At 68.7% G+C, this 18,650-nt stretch carries 15 protein-coding genes; 11 read left to right on the top strand and 4 right to left on the bottom strand.

The genetic code is table 11. The annotated features are described in order from the left end of the window. The first annotated feature begins 23 nt into the window (after nucleotides 1-23). From DIE12_RS08185 to DIE12_RS08195, 3 genes are all read left to right on the top strand, one after another. Nucleotides 24-848, top strand: coding sequence for an OmpW family protein (locus DIE12_RS08185; RefSeq protein ID WP_124485133.1), 825 nt, complete (start codon nucleotides 24-26; stop codon nucleotides 846-848). Nucleotides 849-971: 123 nt separating this feature from the next. Then, nucleotides 972-1,475 carry a hypothetical protein gene (locus DIE12_RS08190; RefSeq protein WP_044844380.1) on the top strand — a complete coding sequence of 168 codons (504 nt, stop codon included), beginning with the start codon at nucleotides 972-974 and terminating at the stop codon, nucleotides 1,473-1,475. Nucleotides 1,476-1,698: 223 nt separating this feature from the next. Then, nucleotides 1,699-2,829: a hypothetical protein gene (locus tag DIE12_RS08195; protein WP_124521463.1), complete on the top strand. Its 1,131-nt coding sequence runs from the start codon at nucleotides 1,699-1,701 to the stop codon at nucleotides 2,827-2,829. Nucleotides 2,830-2,906: 77 nt separating this feature from the next. Here the strand turns inward: DIE12_RS08195 and betA are convergent, their stop codons facing one another. From betA to betI, 3 genes are read right to left on the bottom strand one after another with little or no spacing between them, the layout of a single operon-like run. Next, nucleotides 2,907-4,607, bottom strand: coding sequence for a choline dehydrogenase (betA, locus tag DIE12_RS08200; RefSeq protein ID WP_044844378.1), 1,701 nt, complete (start codon nucleotides 4,605-4,607; stop codon nucleotides 2,907-2,909). Nucleotides 4,608-4,629: 22 nt separating this feature from the next. Next, nucleotides 4,630-6,099 (bottom strand): betaine-aldehyde dehydrogenase, encoded by a 1,470-nt coding sequence (gene betB, locus DIE12_RS08205; protein ID WP_044844377.1) that lies wholly within the window; start codon nucleotides 6,097-6,099, stop codon nucleotides 4,630-4,632. A gap of 32 nt (nucleotides 6,100-6,131) precedes the next feature. Beyond that, entirely contained in the window at nucleotides 6,132-6,716 is a 585-nt protein-coding gene (gene betI / locus DIE12_RS08210; protein WP_044844376.1) for a transcriptional regulator BetI, read from the bottom strand. A 719-nt stretch (nucleotides 6,717-7,435) separates the two neighbouring features. On the opposite strand from betI, the gene DIE12_RS08215 reads away from it, so the two are divergent. From DIE12_RS08215 to fdhA, 8 genes are all read left to right on the top strand, one after another. Continuing rightward, nucleotides 7,436-8,338: an alpha/beta fold hydrolase gene (locus DIE12_RS08215; protein WP_124485137.1), complete on the top strand. Its 903-nt coding sequence runs from the start codon at nucleotides 7,436-7,438 to the stop codon at nucleotides 8,336-8,338. 67 nt (nucleotides 8,339-8,405) lie between these two features. After that, nucleotides 8,406-8,975 (top strand): isoprenylcysteine carboxylmethyltransferase family protein, encoded by a 570-nt coding sequence (locus tag DIE12_RS08220; RefSeq protein WP_124485138.1) that lies wholly within the window; start codon nucleotides 8,406-8,408, stop codon nucleotides 8,973-8,975. 17 nt (nucleotides 8,976-8,992) lie between these two features. After that, a complete protein-coding gene (locus DIE12_RS08225; RefSeq protein WP_124521465.1) occupies nucleotides 8,993-10,276 on the top strand; it encodes a glycosyltransferase in 1,284 nt (427 codons plus the stop codon). After that, complete coding sequence (locus DIE12_RS08230) at nucleotides 10,273-11,859, top strand: DHA2 family efflux MFS transporter permease subunit (protein ID WP_124521467.1); 1,587 nt, start codon at nucleotides 10,273-10,275, stop codon at nucleotides 11,857-11,859. Before DIE12_RS08225 ends, DIE12_RS08230 begins: the two co-directional genes overlap by 4 nt. A gap of 10 nt (nucleotides 11,860-11,869) precedes the next feature. Then, complete coding sequence (locus tag DIE12_RS08235) at nucleotides 11,870-12,808, top strand: glycosyltransferase family 2 protein (protein ID WP_124521469.1); 939 nt, start codon at nucleotides 11,870-11,872, stop codon at nucleotides 12,806-12,808. An 8-nt stretch (nucleotides 12,809-12,816) separates the two neighbouring features. Beyond that, a complete protein-coding gene (locus DIE12_RS08240; RefSeq protein ID WP_124521471.1) occupies nucleotides 12,817-14,694 on the top strand; it encodes an efflux transporter outer membrane subunit in 1,878 nt (625 codons plus the stop codon). After that, entirely contained in the window at nucleotides 14,694-15,884 is a 1,191-nt protein-coding gene (locus DIE12_RS08245; RefSeq protein WP_124521473.1) for an efflux RND transporter periplasmic adaptor subunit, read from the top strand. Before DIE12_RS08240 ends, DIE12_RS08245 begins: the two co-directional genes overlap by 1 nt. 421 nt (nucleotides 15,885-16,305) lie before the next feature. Then, on the top strand, nucleotides 16,306-17,502 hold the full coding sequence (gene fdhA / locus DIE12_RS08250) for a formaldehyde dehydrogenase, glutathione-independent (RefSeq protein WP_044844368.1): 1,197 nt from the start codon (nucleotides 16,306-16,308) through the stop codon (nucleotides 17,500-17,502). A 278-nt stretch (nucleotides 17,503-17,780) separates the two neighbouring features. On the opposite strand, the gene DIE12_RS38025 is transcribed toward fdhA, so the two are convergent. Then, nucleotides 17,781-18,644, bottom strand: coding sequence for an ATP-dependent serine protease (locus tag DIE12_RS38025; protein ID WP_185640986.1), 864 nt, complete (start codon nucleotides 18,642-18,644; stop codon nucleotides 17,781-17,783). Nucleotides 18,645-18,650: the final 6 nt, after the last annotated feature.

The following is an 18,650-nucleotide window of genomic DNA, read 5'->3' on the forward strand; positions in this document are numbered from 1 at the left end:
CGGACGAAACGAGGGGAGACTTGATGAAGAAGCTGATTGTCGCGGGTGTCGTCGCAGGCGTGTCGACGCTCGCATCGGCCCAGCAGGCGGGCGACAACGTCGCGACGCTGGGCTGGTTGCACATCATGCCGCAGGATTCGACCAACGGGCTGACGACGAATCTCGCGAGCATGCCGATCAACGGGCCGCTGCGGCTGCCCGGTTCGTTCACGTCGCCGGGCACGAGCCTGACGGTCAACAACGCCGATACGGTCGGCCTCACGCTCACGCACTTCTTCACCGACCACATCGCGGTGACGTCGGTGCTCGGCGTGCCGCCCGAGTTCACGCTGACCGGGCACGGCGTGATCAGGCCGCCCGGTCCGGCCGGTTCGCTCGGCAACGTCGACATGGACAAGCCGGCGAACCAGCCGGCCGTGAAGAACGCACGGCAATGGAGCCCGACGATCATTCTGCAGTACTACTTCAATGCACCGACCGCGAAGTTCCGTCCGTTCGTCGGGATCGGCGTGGCCTACAGCTGGTTCAGCAACATCGAACTGAACGGCAACTTCGCGAAGGACATCAACGAGAACCTCGGCAGCGTGCTCGCGGCCGGCGCCGGCAAGCCGGGGCCGACGTCGGTGGAGGGCAAGGCGTCGTCGTCGTTCACGCCGGTCTACAACGTCGGCGCGAGCTATGCGATCGACAAGCACTGGGGGCTCACGGCGACGCTGACCTACATGCCGCTGAAGACCTACTCGTCGCTCGTGATCAAGGCCGCCGACGGTTCGACGCTCGCGACCACGCGCACGCGGCTGAAGGCGGACCCGCTGATCACGTTCGTCGGTGTTTCCTACAGGTTCTGAGCCGTCCGGCGTGCATCGCGCACGCCGGCGGCTTCCTGCGACCGCGCGGCCGGGCGAATCCGGCCGGCGTGTCGCGTTCCTGGCGGCGTGCCGCCAATTGTGAAGAGAGAGGGGGCAGTTCAAATGAGCATTCGCAAACTCGTATCGCTTGTTGCTGCAGTGGCATTCACCGTGGTTTCGGCCGCGCCTGCTTTCGCCGTGACCGTTTCGCGCGTCGACGGGCACGCGATGAACCCGAACGGGGAACCGTTCTCCGCGACGGGCCTCACGGTCCTGGCCAAGGGGGCGATCAACGCGAGCTGCAACGCGACGTTCAACGGCACGATCAGCTCGACGGGCATCGTCAACATCACGTCGACGACGTTCGCGGGCGGCGCGACGTGCGGCCTGATCAGCGGCAGCGCGACCAGCGCGGCGCCGTGGACGGGGCAGGCCGACAGCACGACGCAACTGACGATCAACAACGCGAAGGTGACCGTGACGCTGCTCGGTACTTGCGGGCCGAGCAAGATCGTGACGACGTGGAGCGATCCGAACTCGTCGCTGACGTTCAACAACGCAGTGCTGACGCCGGACTGCACGGTCAGCGGCACGGTTGCCACGTCGCCGAAGTTCCACGTGCAGTAAGCGGCACCTGATCGAGGCCGGACGCCCGCGATGAATGAGGGCCGTGCAGGGATGCGCGGCGGGCGTTCCGGTTTCGCGATGCATCCGCGTCGTCGCGCGTAGCGGCGCGACGGCCGGCGGGCCGCCTGCCTCGCGATCCGAGGCGGGCGGCCGTGCAGGGGGCCGGTGCGGCGCATCGTGCCGCCTGCTTCGGCCGATACAAGACAACCATTCCGGACCCCCCATGCTTACTGACCCAGCGAAGTATGGCGATGCCCGCGGTGCGACGCTCGACCGGCTGCGCACGGCCGCGTGGCTGCAGTATCTGATCGAACACCTGAACGAAGCGGTTTGCGTGGCGACGGCCGACGCCGACGCTGGCGCCGACGCACCGGCTGTCCTGCCGGCGCGCGCGGCCCGCGGGCGAGCCGGCGTGAACCTGTCGCGCGAAGCGATCGCCGTCCTGCACGAACTCGCGCCGTGGATTGCAACGGACGGCGGCGGTTGCGCGTGCGACGCGAGCGATCCGCTCGGTGCCTGCCTGCACATTCCCGACACGGCACAGCTCGCGCATGCCGAGCGACGCTGCCGCGGATCGCGCGCGGTATTCGATTCGGCGCACGGCTTCGTCGATGCATGGGCTTTCGACGATCCCGACGACGGCTGGGCCGCGCTCGAGCGGATTGCCGGCGGTGTCGAACCCGGCGGTGACGATGGCGGCGAGCACGAAGTACGGGAACCATCCGCGAACGGCGAAGCACCGCCCGTGAAGAACCTGAGAGAACGACGCGCGGCCGTCGCGGCAGCTTGCGTGGCGCCGTCGGCGCAGCCCGGGGCGATCATCGACGCGATCGTGCTGCGCGTCTGCGGGCCGCGCGACGATGCCGCGCGCGTCGACGAGATGGCCGCGCTCGCGATGTTCTGCGCGGAGCTTGCCGCCGGCAACGGGGTGTCCTTCGCTGCGTACGGCGGTCGGCACAACCTCGTTGCGCGCGCGATTCGCGAACGGCGCACCGATCTCGCGTCGATGGACGGTCTGCTCGCGGCGGTGTCCGTATGCCGGCTCGACCGGCTCGTCGGCGCGGGCAGCTTCTGGGCGTATTACCTGCTGGCGGGCATCGTGATCGCGGCGCCGGGTATCGTGCGCAAATTCGCGCGCCGCTTTCACGGCGACGCGTGGCGGACGTGGCTCGATGAAGCGCTCGCGTGGCCGGCGGTCGGCCGCTTCGGACCGACGGAGAATGTCGCGTTCGATCGCTTGCGCGGCGCGATGAGCCTGACGTCGCGAACGAATCCGATCGTGCGCGCGAAACGCGTGCGGCTGAGGGCGGCTGCGACCACGCGATTCAATACGGGCGGCGAGCGCGCCCGATGAAATGAAAAACGGCTCGCGGTGAAAACACCGCGAGCCGTGCAGGTTGCTGCTGCGCCCCGGGGAGGGTGCTTGCGCGGTTACGCCGTTTCCGGCTGCCGCACCGCCTTCGCGACATTGCGCGCCATCGCGCCGTTCGCGACGAAGTAAGGCACGTCGACACGCGCGAGCGGCTTGCGTCCGCGGATCTTGTCGGCGATCTTCTCCGCGATCATGATCGTCGGCGCGTTCAGGTTGCCGGTCGTGATGATCGGCATGATCGACGCGTCGACCACGCGCAGCCCGTCGAGCCCGTGCACGCGGCCTTCCTCGTCGACCACGGCCATGTCGTCGTAACCCATCTTGCACGAGCACGACGGATGGAACGCGGTTTCAGCGCGGGCCCGCACGAACGCGTCGAGTTCCTTGTCGGTCTTGCAATCGGCGCCCGGGTTCAGCTCGCGGCCGCGATAGCGGTCGAGCGCGGGCTGCCGCATGATCTCGCGCGTCGCGCGGATCGCATCGCGGAACTCGCGCCAGTCGAGCGCTTCGGCCATGTAGTTGAACAGGATGCTCGGATGATCGTTCGGGTCGCGCGAGCGCAGCTTCACGCGGCCGCGGCTCGGCGAACGCATCGAACCGACGTGCGCCTGGAAACCGTGCATCTCGATCGCGTTCGAGCCGTTGTAGTTGATCGCGACGGGCAGGAAGTGATACTGGATGTTCGGCCACAGGTCGTCGTCGCGCGTGCGGATGAAGCCGCCCGCCTCGAAGTGATTGGTCGCGCCGAGGCCGGTGCCGTTCAGCATCCATTCGAGGCCGATCTTCGGCTGGTTCCACCACTTGAGCGCCGGATACAGCGACACCGGCTCCTTGCACTCGTACTGGATGTACATCTCCAGGTGATCCTGCAGGTTCTGGCCGACGCCAGGCAGGTCGAGCACGACGGGGATGTCGAGTTCCTTCAGCCACGCGCCGGGGCCGACGCCCGAGCGCTGCAGCAGTTGCGGCGATGCGATCGCGCCGCTGCACACGAGCACTTCGCGGCGCGCATGCGCGGTCGCGCGCTCGCTGCCGCGCAGGTACGTGACGCCCGATGCGCGCTTGCCGTCGAACAGGATGCGGTCGGCGAGCGCGTGCGTGACGATCTCGAGGTTCGGCCGCGCGCGCGCCTGGTCGAGGTAGCCGCGCGCGGTGCTCGCGCGACGGCCCTTCGGCGTGACGGTGCGGTCCATCGGGCCGAACCCTTCCTGCTGATAACCGTTCAGGTCGTCGGTGCGCGGATAACCGGCCTGCACGCCCGCATCGACCATCGCCTCGAACAGCGGATTCACGCCCGGCTTGCTGGTCGTGACCGACACGGGGCCGTCGCCGCCGTGGTAATCGTTCGGGCCGACGTCACGCGTCTCGGCCTTCTTGAAGTACGGCAGGCAGTCGAGATACGTCCAGTTCTCGAGCCCCTTGTGCGTCGACCAGTTGTCGTAGTCGAGCGCGTTGCCGCGGATGTAGCACATCCCGTTGATCAGCGACGAGCCGCCGAGCCCCTTGCCGCGGCCGCATTCCATCCGGCGGTTGTCCATGTGCGGCTCGGGGTCGGTCTCGTAGGCCCAGTTGTAGCGACGGCCCTGCAGCGGATAGGCGAGCGCCGCCGGCATCTGCGTACGGAAGTCGAAGCGGTAGTCGGGGCCGCCCGCTTCGAGCAGCAGCACCGTGACATTCGGATCTTCCGTCAGGCGCGTCGCGAGCACGTTGCCCGCGGAGCCCGCGCCGCAGATGATGTAGTCGTATTCGCGTGTCGTCATGACGGGGAATCTCCTCTCGTTCTCAAAACACCGGGTTGTAACGGCCGAGCTCGACCTGTACCGACTTGATTCGAGTGTAGTGTTCGAGCGTCGTGATGCCGTTCTCGCGTCCGACACCGGATTGCTTGTATCCGCCAACCGGCATCTCGGCCGGCGATTCGCCCCACGTGTTGATCCAGCAGATGCCGGCTTCGAGGCGGTGGATCGTGCGGTGCGCGCGCGACAGGTTCTCGGTCACGACGCCGGCCGCGAGGCCGTAGTGCGTGTCGTTCGCGCGGGCGATCACTTCGTCTTCCGATGCGAATTCGAGGATGCTCATCACCGGCCCGAAAATCTCCTCGCGCACGATCTTCATGTCGTCGCGGCAGTCGCCGAACACGGTCGGCGCGACGTACTGGCCGTTGCCGAAGTGGCCGTCGGTCAGGCGCGTGCCGCCCGCAAGCAGCTTCGCGCCTTCGGCCTTGCCGCTCTCGATGAAGCCGAGCACCTTGTCGAGCTGCGCGGCCGACACGAGCGGGCCGAAGTTGGTGTCGGCATCGGTCGGCTTGCCGACGCGGATGCGCTTCACGCGTTCGAGCACCTTCTGCGTGAACGCGTCCTTCACCGAGCCGTGCACGAACACGCGCGTGCCGTTGGTGCAGACCTGGCCCGAGCTGAAGAAGTTGGCGGTGACCGCGATGTCGGCGGCGCGGTCGAGGTCGGCATCCTCGAACACGATCAGCGGCGACTTGCCGCCGAGCTCCATCGTCACTTCCTTCAGCGACGATGCGCCGGCCAGCGACATCACCTTCTTGCCGGTCTCGACGCCGCCGGTAAACGACACCTTCGCGATGTCCGGATGGCCGGTCAGCAGCGCGCCGACCGAACCGTCGCCCTGCACGACGTTGAACACGCCGGCCGGCACGCCGGCTTCCGTATAGATTTCCGCGAGCTTCAGCGCGGTGAGCGGCGTGACTTCGCTCGGCTTGAACACCATCGCGTTGCCGGCCGCGAGCGCGGGCGCGGTCTTCCAGCAGGCGATCTGGATCGGGTAGTTCCATGCGCCGATGCCCGCGCACACGCCGAGCGGCTCGCGGCGCGTATACACGAACGACTCGGCGCGCAGCGGCACCTGCAGCCCTTCGATCGCGGTCGCGAGGCCCGCGTAGTACTCGATCACGTCCGCGCCGGTGACGATGTCGACCGCGAGCGTCTCGCCGATCGGCTTGCCGGTGTCGCGCGTCTCGATCGCCGCGAGTTCGTCGTTGCGTTCGCGCAGCAGGTCGACCGCGCGCCGGAGGATGCGCGAGCGCTGCATCGCGGTCATCGCGGCCCATTCGCGCTGGCCTTCCTGCGCCGATGCGACCGCGCGGTCGACGTCGGCCGCGCTCGCCTGCTGCACCTGCGCGAGCAGTTCGCCGGTGGCGGGATCGAAGGTGTCGAAAGTCTTGCCGCTGGTGGCGTCGACGTAACCGCCGCCGATGTAGAGGCGCTGCAAACCGTATACGGACATGAGGATCTCCTTGAGGGCGAGTGCGCGACGCGTCAGTCGGACGCGAGCAGCAGGTCGATGTAATCGTGGGTGAGCTTCAGTGCAGCCCGGGTGTCGATCGGGCCGCCGGCGAGCGCGCCGCGCAGCCACAGGCCGTCGATCAGCGCGGCGAGGCCGCTGGCGGCTTCCCGTGCTTTCGCGCGCGGCAGCGCCTTGGCGAATTCCGCGCACAGGTTCGAATGGAGGCGCCGCGTGTTCACGTGCTGCAGGCGCTTGAGCATCGCGTCGTGCATGCTCTGCGACCAGAACGCGAGCCAGGTCTTCATCACGGGCGTGCTGACCTGCGTGACGTCGAAGTTCGCGGCGGCGATCGCGCGCAGCCGGGAGCGCGGGTCCTTGCGGGCGGCGACGCGGCGGCGCGTGGTGGCCGCCCACAGATCGCGCAGCACGTGCCGCATCGTGGCTTCGAGCAGGCCGTCCTTGTCGCCGAAGTAGTGGCTGACGATCCCCGTCGAGATGTTCGCGCGCTGCGCGACCGAGGCGAGCGTCGTGCCGGGCAGGCCGGCTTCGTCGATCGAGCGCAGCGTCGCGTCGATCAACTGCGCGCGACGAATCTCCCGCATTCCGACTTTCGGCATCGCGACTCCTTCGCCCGGACGGGCCGTTCCTGGAAGCCGAGAGCTTAGCGGTTTTTTATTGACCGTTCAATCAATAAAAAATCGGGGTCCGACGGTAGATGGAAGGGTGGAGGAACCAAGCCGATGATGCCGCCGCGATTGTGCAGGTGCGGAAAAACCGATTGAAAGGTGGTTAAATAATTTGAAGTTTGTTTAAAACGGTTTCGGTAAAGACGGTGCAATGGCCGCGAATGTTTCCGTATTCGATTTATTACTGATCGAAAGAATGTCGAGCTATGTGAAATTCTCGTAAATCCGGGAATTCGAATGCCGTGCGCCGCTAACGGAAATTTCTGAAAACTCGCTTCAATCGATCGATTAAAACATTTTATCTATTTGAATTTAAAGGAAATGATTCGGTGGTGCCATTGATTGAAGGCTCGCTCGCAAACGATTGCCGCCACCTTCTGATCGATTCCGCATACCATAAAAAATGCCAAAAATATTCGAATCTGGCGTATTTCCAGGTGGAGTAGAGGGGATCGTTTGAATGACTTGAGTAAGTAATATTGCCCGTATTAGTATGGCGCCGCACCACAAGGAATGAATCGGCGCCGCGGGTTATTCCCGCGGTGCGTCGGCAATGGGCGCGGCCAACGACCGCGACAGGGCCGGCGCCCGCCATTGCGCACCTGCAGCATGCCGCGACGCCGAGACGCCGCATCCACCGGAGAACGACGATGCCGACCGAAAAATACGTGGTCCCGCTACCGAATGGTCTGAAGGTCTACGTCGAACGGAACGTGTTCGATCCGTCGTTCGACACGGCGATGCTCGTCAACGGCGCGCTCGCGACGACCGCCTCGTTCGGGCAGACCGTCCAGTATCTCGGCGAGCGGATGAACACGATCTGCTTCGACCTGCCGTACGCGGGGCAGTCGCGCCAGCACAACCCCGGTTGCTTCATCCTGACCAAGGACGACGAGGCCGCGATCCTCCAGCATCTGGTCGAGCGTTTCGCGCCCGCGTTCCTCGTGTCGGTATCGTGGGGCGGCGTCGCGTCGCTGTTCGCGCTCGCGCGCGGCTGCCCGAGCGTGCGGCGCGCGGCGATCTGCTCGTTCTCGCCGTTCCTGAACGACGCGATGGTCGACTACGTGACGCGCGCCCGCGACCACATCGCGGCCGGCGAGAACCTGAAGGCCGCGCAGCTGCTGAACGATACGGTCGGCCGCTACCTGCCGCGCATCATGAAGCTGTACAACTACCGGTATCTGACGCGGCTGCCGCGTGACGAGCAGGACCAGGTCGCGTTCCACGTCGACCAGATCCTGTCGCTGCAGCCGGAGCGCTACCTGAGCGAGTTCTCGAACATCGGCTGCGAGCTGCTGTTCCTGAACGGCGAGCGCGACGAATACACGACGCCGGCCGACGTTCGCCAGCTGGCCGCGCACGTGCCGCGCGCACGCTTCGCGACGATTCCCGACGCCGGCCATTTCCTCGACATCGAAGGCCGCGCGCAGCGCGAAGCCACGCGGGCGGCGCTGCTCGACTACTTCTGCGACGCGCCGCCCGTTGCCGCGGGCATCGCGCTCGGCGCCGCGCATGCGTGCGTGCCAGCACCGATGCCGGCGCTGTCGTCGTGACGCAGCACGTCGCGCACCGGGCACGCCGGGTGCATCCGAATTCTCATCCACACGAGGCAGGCCAGCCGTGAATATCGTTCAGACCATCGCCATCGTCGCTCCGTGGGCCATCTGGCTCGCCTACTGGATCGCGACGTCGCAGGCCGTGAAGACGACCGTGCGCAAGGAGGCGTCGCGCTCGCGCACGCTGCAGTCGATTCCGCTGATCGTCGGCGGCGCGCTGATCATCCTGCCCGATCCGTCGTGGCAGGCGCTCGTGCCCGACTGGCAGCGCTTCGGCCTGCAGGCGCAATGCGGGCTCGCGGTGCTCGTCGCGGGGCTGCTGTTCTCCGTGTGGGCGCGGCTGCATCTCGGCACGAACTGGAGCGTGTCCGTCACGCTGAAGGAAAACCACGAACTCGTTCGCACCGGCCCGTACGGCCTCGTGCGTCATCCGATCTACACCGGCTGCCTGATCGCGCTGGCCGGCGCCGCGCTGATCGGCGGCGAGTGGCGCGGCGCGCTCGGCGTCGCGCTCGTGTTCGCGTCGCTCGCGTACAAGGTGCGTGTCGAGGAGAGCTGGCTGACCGGCCATTTCGGGCCGGCGTACACGCAGTATCGCCGCGAGGTCGCGGCGCTGATCCCCGGCTTCTACTGACTCCCGCGAGGCGCGCGATGGCGAAGGTGATCGTGACCGCGATCGGCTCGGCGGGCGACGTGCATCCGCTGCTCGGCGTCGCGCGCGCACTCGCGACGCGCGGCCACGACGTCGTGTTCTGCACGCATCCGCCGTTCGAGGCGGCCGCGCGCCGCTGCGGCTTCACGTTCGTGCCGGTCGGCACCGCGGCCGAGTACGAGGCCGCGATGGCGAACCCGGCGCTGTGGGATCCGCGCACGTCGTTTCGCACGCTGTGGCAGGTGATCGCGCCCGTGCTGCGCCCGCACTACGACGCGCTGCGCGCGCTGACCGATCGCGATACCGTGCTGGTCGGCACGCTGTGGGCGTTTTCCGCGCGCTTCATGCAGGAGCTGCACGGCACGCCGTACGTGTCGGTGCAGGTGTCGCCGTCGACGCTGCTGTCCGCGCACGTGCCGCCGACGCATCCGCGCCTGACGATTCCCGCGCGCTGGCCGCTGCCGGTGAAGGCGGCGCTGATGACGCTGATCGAGCGGCAGGTGCTCGACCGCGTGTGCGGGCCGGCGCTCAACGCGGTGCGCCGCGATCTCGGGCTCGCGCCCGCGCGGCGCGTGCTCGGCCGCTGGCTGCATTCGACCGACGGCGTGCTGTGCCTGTTTCCCGACTGGTTCGCACCGGCGCAGCGCGACTGGCCGGCCGGTCATCTGCAAAGCGGTTTTCCGCTGTTCAACGACATCGCGACGCCCGGCGACGATCGCGCGCTCGACGCGTTCCTCGCGGCCGGTGAGCCGCCCGTCGTGTTCACGGCCGGGTCGACACGGGTCGATCACGCCGCGTATGCGCGCGCGGTCGCGGACGCGCTGCATGCCACCGGCGCGCGCGGCATCCTGCTGAGCCCGCACGATGCGGCACCGGCCGGCGACCGGCTGCTGGTGCGCCGCTTCGTGCCGATGCGCGCGCTGCTGCCGCGTTGCCGCGCGCTCGTGCATCACGGCGGGATCGGCACTGCAGCGCTCGCGTTCGAAGCCGGGATCCCGCAGGTCGTGACGCCGTTCGCGCACGACCAGTTCGACAATGCGCAGCGCGTCGCGGCGAGCGGCGCCGGCGTGCGTATCGACGGCCCCGTCGACGGCGCGCGTCTCGGTGCGGCGCTCGCGCGCGTGCTGGACGAGCCGGAATTCGCGGTGCATGCGGAACGCACGCGTGCGCTGATCGATCGGGCGCCGGACGGCTGCGAGCGCGCCGCCGATTTCATCGAGCGCTTCGCGCCTAACCACGGACGCGCGCGGGTGCAGGCCTACCTCGCGACGGCGGGCGCATGAGCACCGCAGCGCCGCTTCAGGACGCGCCCGCCGCCGTCGATGCACGCGAACCCGCACCCGCCGCGCCGCCGGTGCGCGGCGCGCGGCTCGCGCTGCTGACGTTCGCGCTGTCGCTCGCCACCTTCATCGAAGTGCTCGACTCGACCGTGACGAACGTCGCGGTGCCGGCGATCTCCGGCAGTCTCGGCGTCTCGAATAGCCAGGGTACGTGGGTGATCAGCTCGTATTCGGTCGCGGCCGCGATCGCGGTGCCGCTGACCGGCTGGCTCGCGCGGCGCGTCGGCGAGCTGCGGCTGTTCGTCGGCGCGGTGCTGCTGTTCACGCTGACGTCGCTGCTGTGCGGGCTCGCACGCGACCTGCACGTGCTGGTGGTCTGCCGCGCGCTGCAGGGGCTGTGCTCGGGGCCGATGGTGCCGCTGTCGCAGACGATCCTGCTGCGCACGTTCCCGCCGGACAAGCGCACGGTCGCGCTCGCGCTGTGGGCGATGACGGTGCTGCTCGCGCCGATCTTCGGGCCGGTGGTCGGTGGCTGGATCGTCGACAGCTTCTCGTGGCCGTGGATCTTCCTGATCAATTTGCCGATCGGGCTGTTCTCGTTCGCCGTCTGCACCGCGATGCTGCGCCCCGACGCGCAGCGCGGCGCGGCCGGCCCGATCGACGTGCCGGGCATCGTGCTGCTCGTGATCGGCGTCGGTTCGCTGCAGGCGATGCTCGATCTCGGTCACGACAAGGGCTGGTTCGATTCGCCGCTGATCGTCACGCTCGCGGTGGTCGCGGGGCTCGCGATCGTGTCGCTGCTGATCTGGGAGGCGGGCGACGCGCATCCGGTCGTCGACCTCAGCCTGTTTCGCGACCGCACGTTCTCGTTCTGCGTGCTGATCATCTCGCTCGGGATGATGAGCTTCTCGGTGGTGGGCGTCGTGTTCCCGCTGTGGATGCAGGCGGTGATGGGCTACAACGCGTTCCACGCGGGGCTCGCCACCGCGTCGCTCGGCGTGCTCGCGCTGGTGTTCTCGATTCTCGTCGGCCTGCACGCGCATCGCTTCGACGCGCGTGTGCTTGCGACGTTCGGATTCCTGATATTTGAGGCCGTACTCGCATGGGATGCGCATTTCACGCTGAAGATGACGTTCGTGCAGATCGCCGCGCCCGGGTTGATCCAGGGTATCGGGCTGCCGTGTTTCTTCATTCCGCTGACGGCCGCGACGCTGTCGCGCATCCCGGACGACCGGCTCGCGGCCGCGTCGAGCCTGTCGAACTTCCTGCGCACGCTGTCCGCCGCATTCGGCACCGCGATGAGCGTGACGCTGTGGGACAACCGCGCGACCTATCACTACGACGTCGTGTCGCAATCGGTCACGCACGCGTCGGCGAACACGCAGCGCTTCGTGCACACGCTGAACGCGATGGGCGTGGACGGCGTGCGCGAGCTGTCCACGCTGCACCAGGTCGTGATGCAGCAGGCGTACATGATGGCGACGGGCGACATGTTCTGGATGGCGAGCATGACGTGCCTCATGCTCGCCGCGATGATGTGGCTCACGCGGCCGAAGCGCGGCGCGGCCGCTTCGTTCGGACATTGAGGAGAGCGGCATGACGACACTCGGCGCACTCGTGATCCTGTATCACCCGAGCGACGCGCAGCTCGCGGCGCTCGGCGCGTGGCGGCACGCGTGCGACGCGCTGCTGGTCGTCGACAACACGCCGCAGCCCGATGCGCGCGCTCGCGACGTGTGCGCGCGCGACGGCATCGCGCTGCTGCATCACGGCAATCGCGGCGGAATCGCGGGCGCCTACAACGCGGGGCTCGCGGCGCTGTTTCGCGACGACGTCGACGCGGTCGCGCTGTTCGACCAGGATTCGTCGGTGCCGGCCCGTTACTTCGCGACGATGCGCGACGCCTGCACGGGGCTCGCGGGGCGCGCGTTCCTGGCCGGCCCGCGCATCTTCGACGAGAACGCGCGCAGCTTCCTGCCCGAACTCGCGACCGACGGGATCGCGTTGCGCCGGCTGCATCTCGCGCCCGACGCGCCGCCGCAACGCTGCGCGTTCCTGATCTCGTCGGGCTGCGTCGTGTCGCGCGCCGCGTTCGAGGTGCTCGGCCGCTTCGACGAGACGCTGTTCATCGATCACGTCGATACCGAGTACAGCTTCCGCGCGCTTGCGCGCAACGTGCCGCTCTACGTCGTGCCGTCGCTGGTGCTGCCGCACCGGATCGGCGCGAAGCAGCGGCACGCGTTCGGCCCTTTCGAAATGACGTCGATGAATCACTCGTGGCAACGGCGCTACTACAGCGCACGCAATGCGGTGCAGCTCGGGATGCAGTACGGGTTGCGCTTTCCGGTGGCGATCGTGCCGAACCTGCTGACCGTGTGGCAGGTCGTGCAGATCGCGCTCGTCGAGCGCGACAAGCGCGCCAAGCTCGCGGGCATCGCGTTCGGCATCGCCGACGGCCTGTTCGGGCGGCTCGGTCCGCTCGAGCGCACGCGGCCGCGTCTCGCCGCGCGCGCGCGGCGCGTCCAGCAGGGGTGAGGGCGGCGATGGAACGCATCATGAAAGCGGCGCGAGCCGCTCGGCCGGCGCGGCGCGGGGAGGGCGGCTGGGCGATCGTCGCGGCCGCCGCGCTGCTGGCGCTGGGCGGCTGCGTGCCGTCGGGGTTCCTGCCGTCGCTGTCGCTGCGCTCACCGGCCGGCGACGCGCTCGCTCGCACCGCGGGGCCCGGCGCGGATGGCGCATGGCCCGCGCCCGACTGGGTGAAGCAGCTGCAGGATCCGCAGCTCGACGAACTGGTCGTGGAGGCATCGCAGAACAATCCGGATCTGCAGGTCGCGCAGGCGCGGCTGCGGATCGCGCAGTCGCAGCTTCAGCAGTTCGATTCGCTGACGGGCTTGACCGGCACGGCCGGCGCGACGGTCAGCCGCGCGCGGATGCCGAAGCCGGGCGACATCGCCGACGTGACGGCGGGCGGTTATCGCGTGCCGGTCGAGATCTTCGGCGATCCGGTCGTGTCGCCGTCGTCGGTGTTCGTCGGGCTGAACTACCAGCTCGACCTGTGGGGCAAGAACCGCGCGGCGACGAAGAGCCTGATGTCGCTGCGCGACGCGGCCGGTGTCGAGGCCGAGCAGGTGCGGCTCACGCTCGCGGTCGCGATCGTCACCGTGTATTGCCAGCTCGATGAGGCGTACGCGGTGCGCGACCTGCTGCAGCAGAAGCTGAAGATCAGCCAGCGCGTGACGGCCGTGCTGCGCGAGCGCACCGCGCGCGGCCTCGACAATGCGTACGACGCGAGCGACGCGTCGATCAAGCGCAGCCGCCTGCTCGCACAGATCGCGCTGAACGACGAACAGATCAAGCTCGCGCAATTGCAGCTGGGCGTGCTGTCCGGCCGCGGGCCGGAGCGCGGGCTCGCGTTGCAGCGGCCGCGCGTCGGCGCATTCCCCGGCGGCGCGCTGCCCGCGCGGCTGCCGGCCGATCTGCTCGGCCGCCGGCCCGACATCGTCGCCGCGCGGCTGCGCGTCGAAGCCGCGTTCGCGAATGCCGATTCGACGCGCGCGCAGTTCTATCCGGACGTGAACCTCGTCGCGCTCGGCGGCGTGTTCGCGCTGACGCCCGCGTCGCTGTTCTCGCGCGATTCGCTCGCCGGCTCCGTCGGCCCGGCGATCTCGCTGCCGGTGTTCGATCGCGGCCGGCTGAAGGCGAAGCTCGGCGCGGACGTCGCGCAGGCCGACGTCGCGATCGGGCTGTACAACAAGACCGTCGACGACGCGCTCGGGCAGGTCGCGCAAATCGTCACGTCGCTGCAGACCGCGCAGACGCTCGTCATGCAGCAGCAGGATGCCGTCGCCGCCGCGCAGAAGATCGTGCAGATCGCGGCTGATCGCCATCGGCGCGGCGTGTTGATGCAGAAGGATGTCGATGTCGCGGACCTCACGCTGATCGACGAACGCGCGCAGCTGATCGCGCTGCTCGGGCGGCAGCGGACGCTGCGCGTCGGGCTGGTCGGCGCGCTCGGCGGCGGGTTCGATGCGAGCGCAACGACTGCGGGTGCGGCGATGCCCGCGGCGCGTACCGCGCAAGGCGCGCGGACGAAACGCGGCGCGACGGTGAACGCCGCTGCCCGCGGTAGCTCGGCGGACACCAGCGCGCAAGTGCGGCGCGCGGCGGTGTCAGGTAGCGGCGCCGCGCCGCGTGCCGCGCGGATCGATCCGCCGGCGGTGTCGGTCGCGCCGCGTAGTCCGGCTGTCGATGCCGCGAATGTGAGTGTGAGTACCGGCGCGAGTACGAGCGCCAGCGCAAATACCAGCACGAGCGTCGGCGTCGGCTCGCGCCGCGCGCCCCCCACCGTTGCCGCCGACACGCGCGCGTCCGCGCTCCCCGTGTTCCAGCATGACCGCCTGATCGTTACGCAAAGCGACTGATGCACCACGACAACCTTCACACCGCGGCGCAGCCGGCCACTCTGAACGACCCCGCACTCGACGCGCGCCGCGCGACGCGTCGCAAGCGCTTCATGCTGTTCTTCGCGATCGTGATGCTCGCCGCGCTCGTCTGGATCGCGTTCTGGCTGCTACGCGACCGCTATTACGAGGATACCGACGACGCGTACGTCGCCGGCAGCATCGTGCAGGTCGCTGCACAGATTCCGGGCGCCGTGACCGACGTGCTGGTCGCCGATACGCAGCCCGTGCGCGCCGGGCAGACGCTCGTGCGGCTCGACGACACGGAAGCGTCCGTCGCGTTCGCGCAGGCGAAGGCGCAGCTCGCGCAGGCCGTGCGGCAGGTCGCGAACGCGAAGATCTCGAACACGATGTACGTGGCAGCCGTGAGCGCGCGCCAGGCCGACCTGTCGCTCGCGCAGCGCGCGCTTGCCGCGCGTTCGGGCGCGTCGGTCGAGATCGTCGCGCCGGAGGAGCTGGCGCGCGCCCGCGCGGCCGTCGCCGGCGCCCAGGCGAACCTCGCGGCCGCGCAGGCGCAGCTCGACGCCGCGCGGGCGCTCGGCAGCAAGCTGCCGGTGGACGAGAGCCCGGCAGTCGTGCAGGCCGCGGCGCAGTTCAAGCTCGCGTACCGGAACCTGAAGCGCACGACGATCATCGCGCCGGTCGACGGCACGGTCGGCCAGCGTTCGGTGCAGGCGGGCCAGCAAGTCGGGCCCGGCGTGCCGCTGATGTCGATCGTGCAGTTGAACCGGCTGTGGATCGAGGCGAATTTCAAGGAAGGGCAGATCCGCCACATGCGCGTCGGCCAGCCGGTCGACGTGGTGTCGGACCTGTACGGGTCGCGCGTCGTCTATCGCGGCCGCGTGCAGGGCTTCTCGGCCGGCACCGGCAGCGCGTTCTCGATGCTGCCGTCGCAGAACGCGGCCGGCAACTGGATCAAGGTCGTGCAGCGCGTGCCGGTCGTGATCGCGCTCGATCCCCGCGATCTGGCCGCGCATCCGCTGCGGGTCGGGCTTTCGATGCGCGCGACGGTCGATACGCGCAACCGCGACGGCCATGCGCTCGACAGCGAACCGCCGACGCCGGCCGTCAGCACGCGCGTGCACGACGGTGTCGCGAGCGACGCGGAAGCGGCTGCTGCCGCGATCGTCCGCGAGAATCAGGGCGGGTGAGTTTCCTACGCCGGCGCACGCAGAAAACACACGAACCAATCCGGGTGACAGATGGCGGGGGCGGGTGACCGGTGCATCCGACCAACGCGCCCGAATAGGGCACCCGATCGGCGCCCCCGGATCAAGGCCCCGATCAAGGTACCAATCAACGCACCCGACCAACGCACGGATTGGCGGGTCGTTCGCGCCGATCGGCGGCTCCGGCGGCCTCGCGGCCTGCATCTCCTGCAGCCCCCACCACGCACCCCTTTTCCGGCCCGACTTTCGCATTTCCGCCACCGATGTCGGCACCGATCAAACGCGTGTCGCGTTTGAGACATCGACGCCCCCACCTCCGGGACTACTCTCGAACAGCACGTTGCGTAGCACCGCATCTGCCGGCGCACAGCAGCGCCATCCAACGAGACATGGAGACAATACGATGAGCAGCAATCGAGGTGTCGTCTATCTTGGGCCGGGCAAGGTCGAAGTTCAGAAGATCGATTATCCGAAGATGGTCGATCCGACCGGCCGCGCGATCGGCCACGGCGTGATCCTGAAAGTGGTCAGCACGAACATCTGCGGTTCCGACCAGCACATGGTGCGCGGCCGCACGACCGCGCCGATCGGCCTCGTGCTCGGTCACGAGATCACGGGCGAAGTGGTCGAGGTGGGCCGCGACGTCGAGACGCTGAAGATCGGCGATCTCGTGTCGGTGCCCTTCAACGTCGCGTGCGGCCGCTGCGCGATGTGCAAGGACACGCATACGGGCGTGTGCCTGAACGTGAACCCGTCGCGAGCCGGCGGCGCATACGGCTACGTCGACATGGGCGGCTGGATCGGCGGCCAGGCCGAGTACGTGCTCGTGCCGTACGCCGACTTCAACCTGCTGAAATTCCCGGACCGCGACCAGGCAATGGCGAAGATCCGCGACCTGACCTGCCTGTCCGACATTCTGCCGACCGGTTATCACGGTGCGGTGAGCGCGGGCGTGAAGCCGGGCTCGACGGTCTACATCGCGGGCGCGGGCCCGGTCGGGATGGCGGCGGCCGCATCGGCGCGCCTGCTCGGCGCGGCGGTCACGATCGTCGGCGACATGAACGCGGAACGCCTCGCGCACGCGCGGGCGATGGGCTTCGAGACGGTCGACCTGTCGAAGGACGCGTCGCTCGGCGAGCAGATCGAGCAGATCCTCGGCGTGCCGGAGATCGACTGCGCGGTCGACTGCGTCGGCTTCGAGGCGCACGGCCACGGTTCGTCGGGCCATTCCGAGGAAGCGCCCGCGACGGTGCTGAACTCGCTGATGGAAATCACGCGTCCGGCCGGCGCGATCGGCATTCCGGGCCTGTACGTGACGGACGATCCGGGCGCGAAGGACAAGGCCGCGCAGCACGGCAGCCTGAGCATCCGCTTCGGCCTCGGCTGGGCGAAGTCGCATTCGTTCTTCACGGGCCAGACGCCGGTGCTGAAGTACAACCGCAACCTGATGCAGGCCATCCTGTTCGACCGTCTGCCGATCGCGAAGATCGTCAACGTCGAGGTGATCTCGCTCGATCAGGCGCCGGAAGGCTACAAGAAGTTCGACGGCGGCGCGCCGCGCAAATTCGTGATCGATCCGCACGGCTTGCTGGCGGCCTGACGCACGAACGGGCGGAACATGAAACGGGCGGTACCGGAAACGGTGCCGCCCGTTTTTGCTGTGGCCGGGTGCTGCCGGCGCAGGCGAACCCTGATCGCTGCGGCCCGCGATTGCTGCGATATGGCGTGCGGCACGAGACCGATCGCCGCGGCCAACCGGCTGCCGAACGCCGACACGAACGGCCGGACGCTCGCCGGCTTGCGCTTCGAGTCGTATGCGGCGATCCCGTACGACAGCATCGCGGCCGCGATCGCGCCGAATTCCGGCGCGCCCGGCGCTCAGTGCGCGCGATAGACCATGGCCACTTGGGTCGCGCTTGCCGTCGCGCGCCGACCGTGGCGCGTATGCAGGCTCACGCGGCGGATCGCGTGCGCGTGTCGCGTCGCGGTAGCGCCGCCTTTCCAGTTGACGACGCGAGTACCGCTGCGCGCGCGCACCGCCGGTGCGTGCCGCGCGACCGTGGTTGCCGTGCGTCCGGTCATGTGTCGGCTCGTGCCGGCATAGCCTGCTCGATCGGTTGCGTCCAGCCGGTCGGCGGCGGCAAGCCGGTCGGTGTCGAGCGCCGGGTGGTCGGCCGGATGAAATGCATAGACGGGCGCGGGCACGACCGGCAACGTCTGCGCGTCGGCCGCATGCAGACTGGCGTCGTTTGCCGCTGGCGCCGGCGCGCCCTGGCCGCGGCAGACCGGGTCGGCCTTGCACGTCCGGTCGAACGTCACATAGCCGCCGACCAGCAGCACGAGGGTCAGGATGCTCAGCAGCGGCGCGCTCGACGCGCTCGGCCGCCGGATCGCCGCGCTGCGCACCGCGGCGCCGATCCGCGACGACCATGTCGGGACGGGGAGCGCGTCGTGCGGAGGAGCGGCCTGCGCTTCGTCGCTCCGGTTGCCCTGGTCGCTCGATTCGCTCGATTCGCTCGATTCGCTCGATTCGATCGATTCGATCGATTCGCTCGATTCGCGCAGCGGCGCGAACGGCCAGTCCCCGAGTCCGCAGACGGGGCATTGCTCGGTGGCGCGGAATGCCATGAAGCCGCATTGCCGGCAGCGCTGGCTGACGGCATCGCGCGGCTCGGCGCGCAGGTTCAGTGCGCCGCGCAACGTGTCGCGCGTGCGGACTTTCCGGATGGGCAGGACTTGCATGGTCGT

Origin of the sequence: Burkholderia sp. Bp9015 (genome assembly GCF_003853505.1) — a bacterium.
Taxonomy (GTDB): Bacteria; Pseudomonadota; Gammaproteobacteria; order Burkholderiales; family Burkholderiaceae; genus Burkholderia.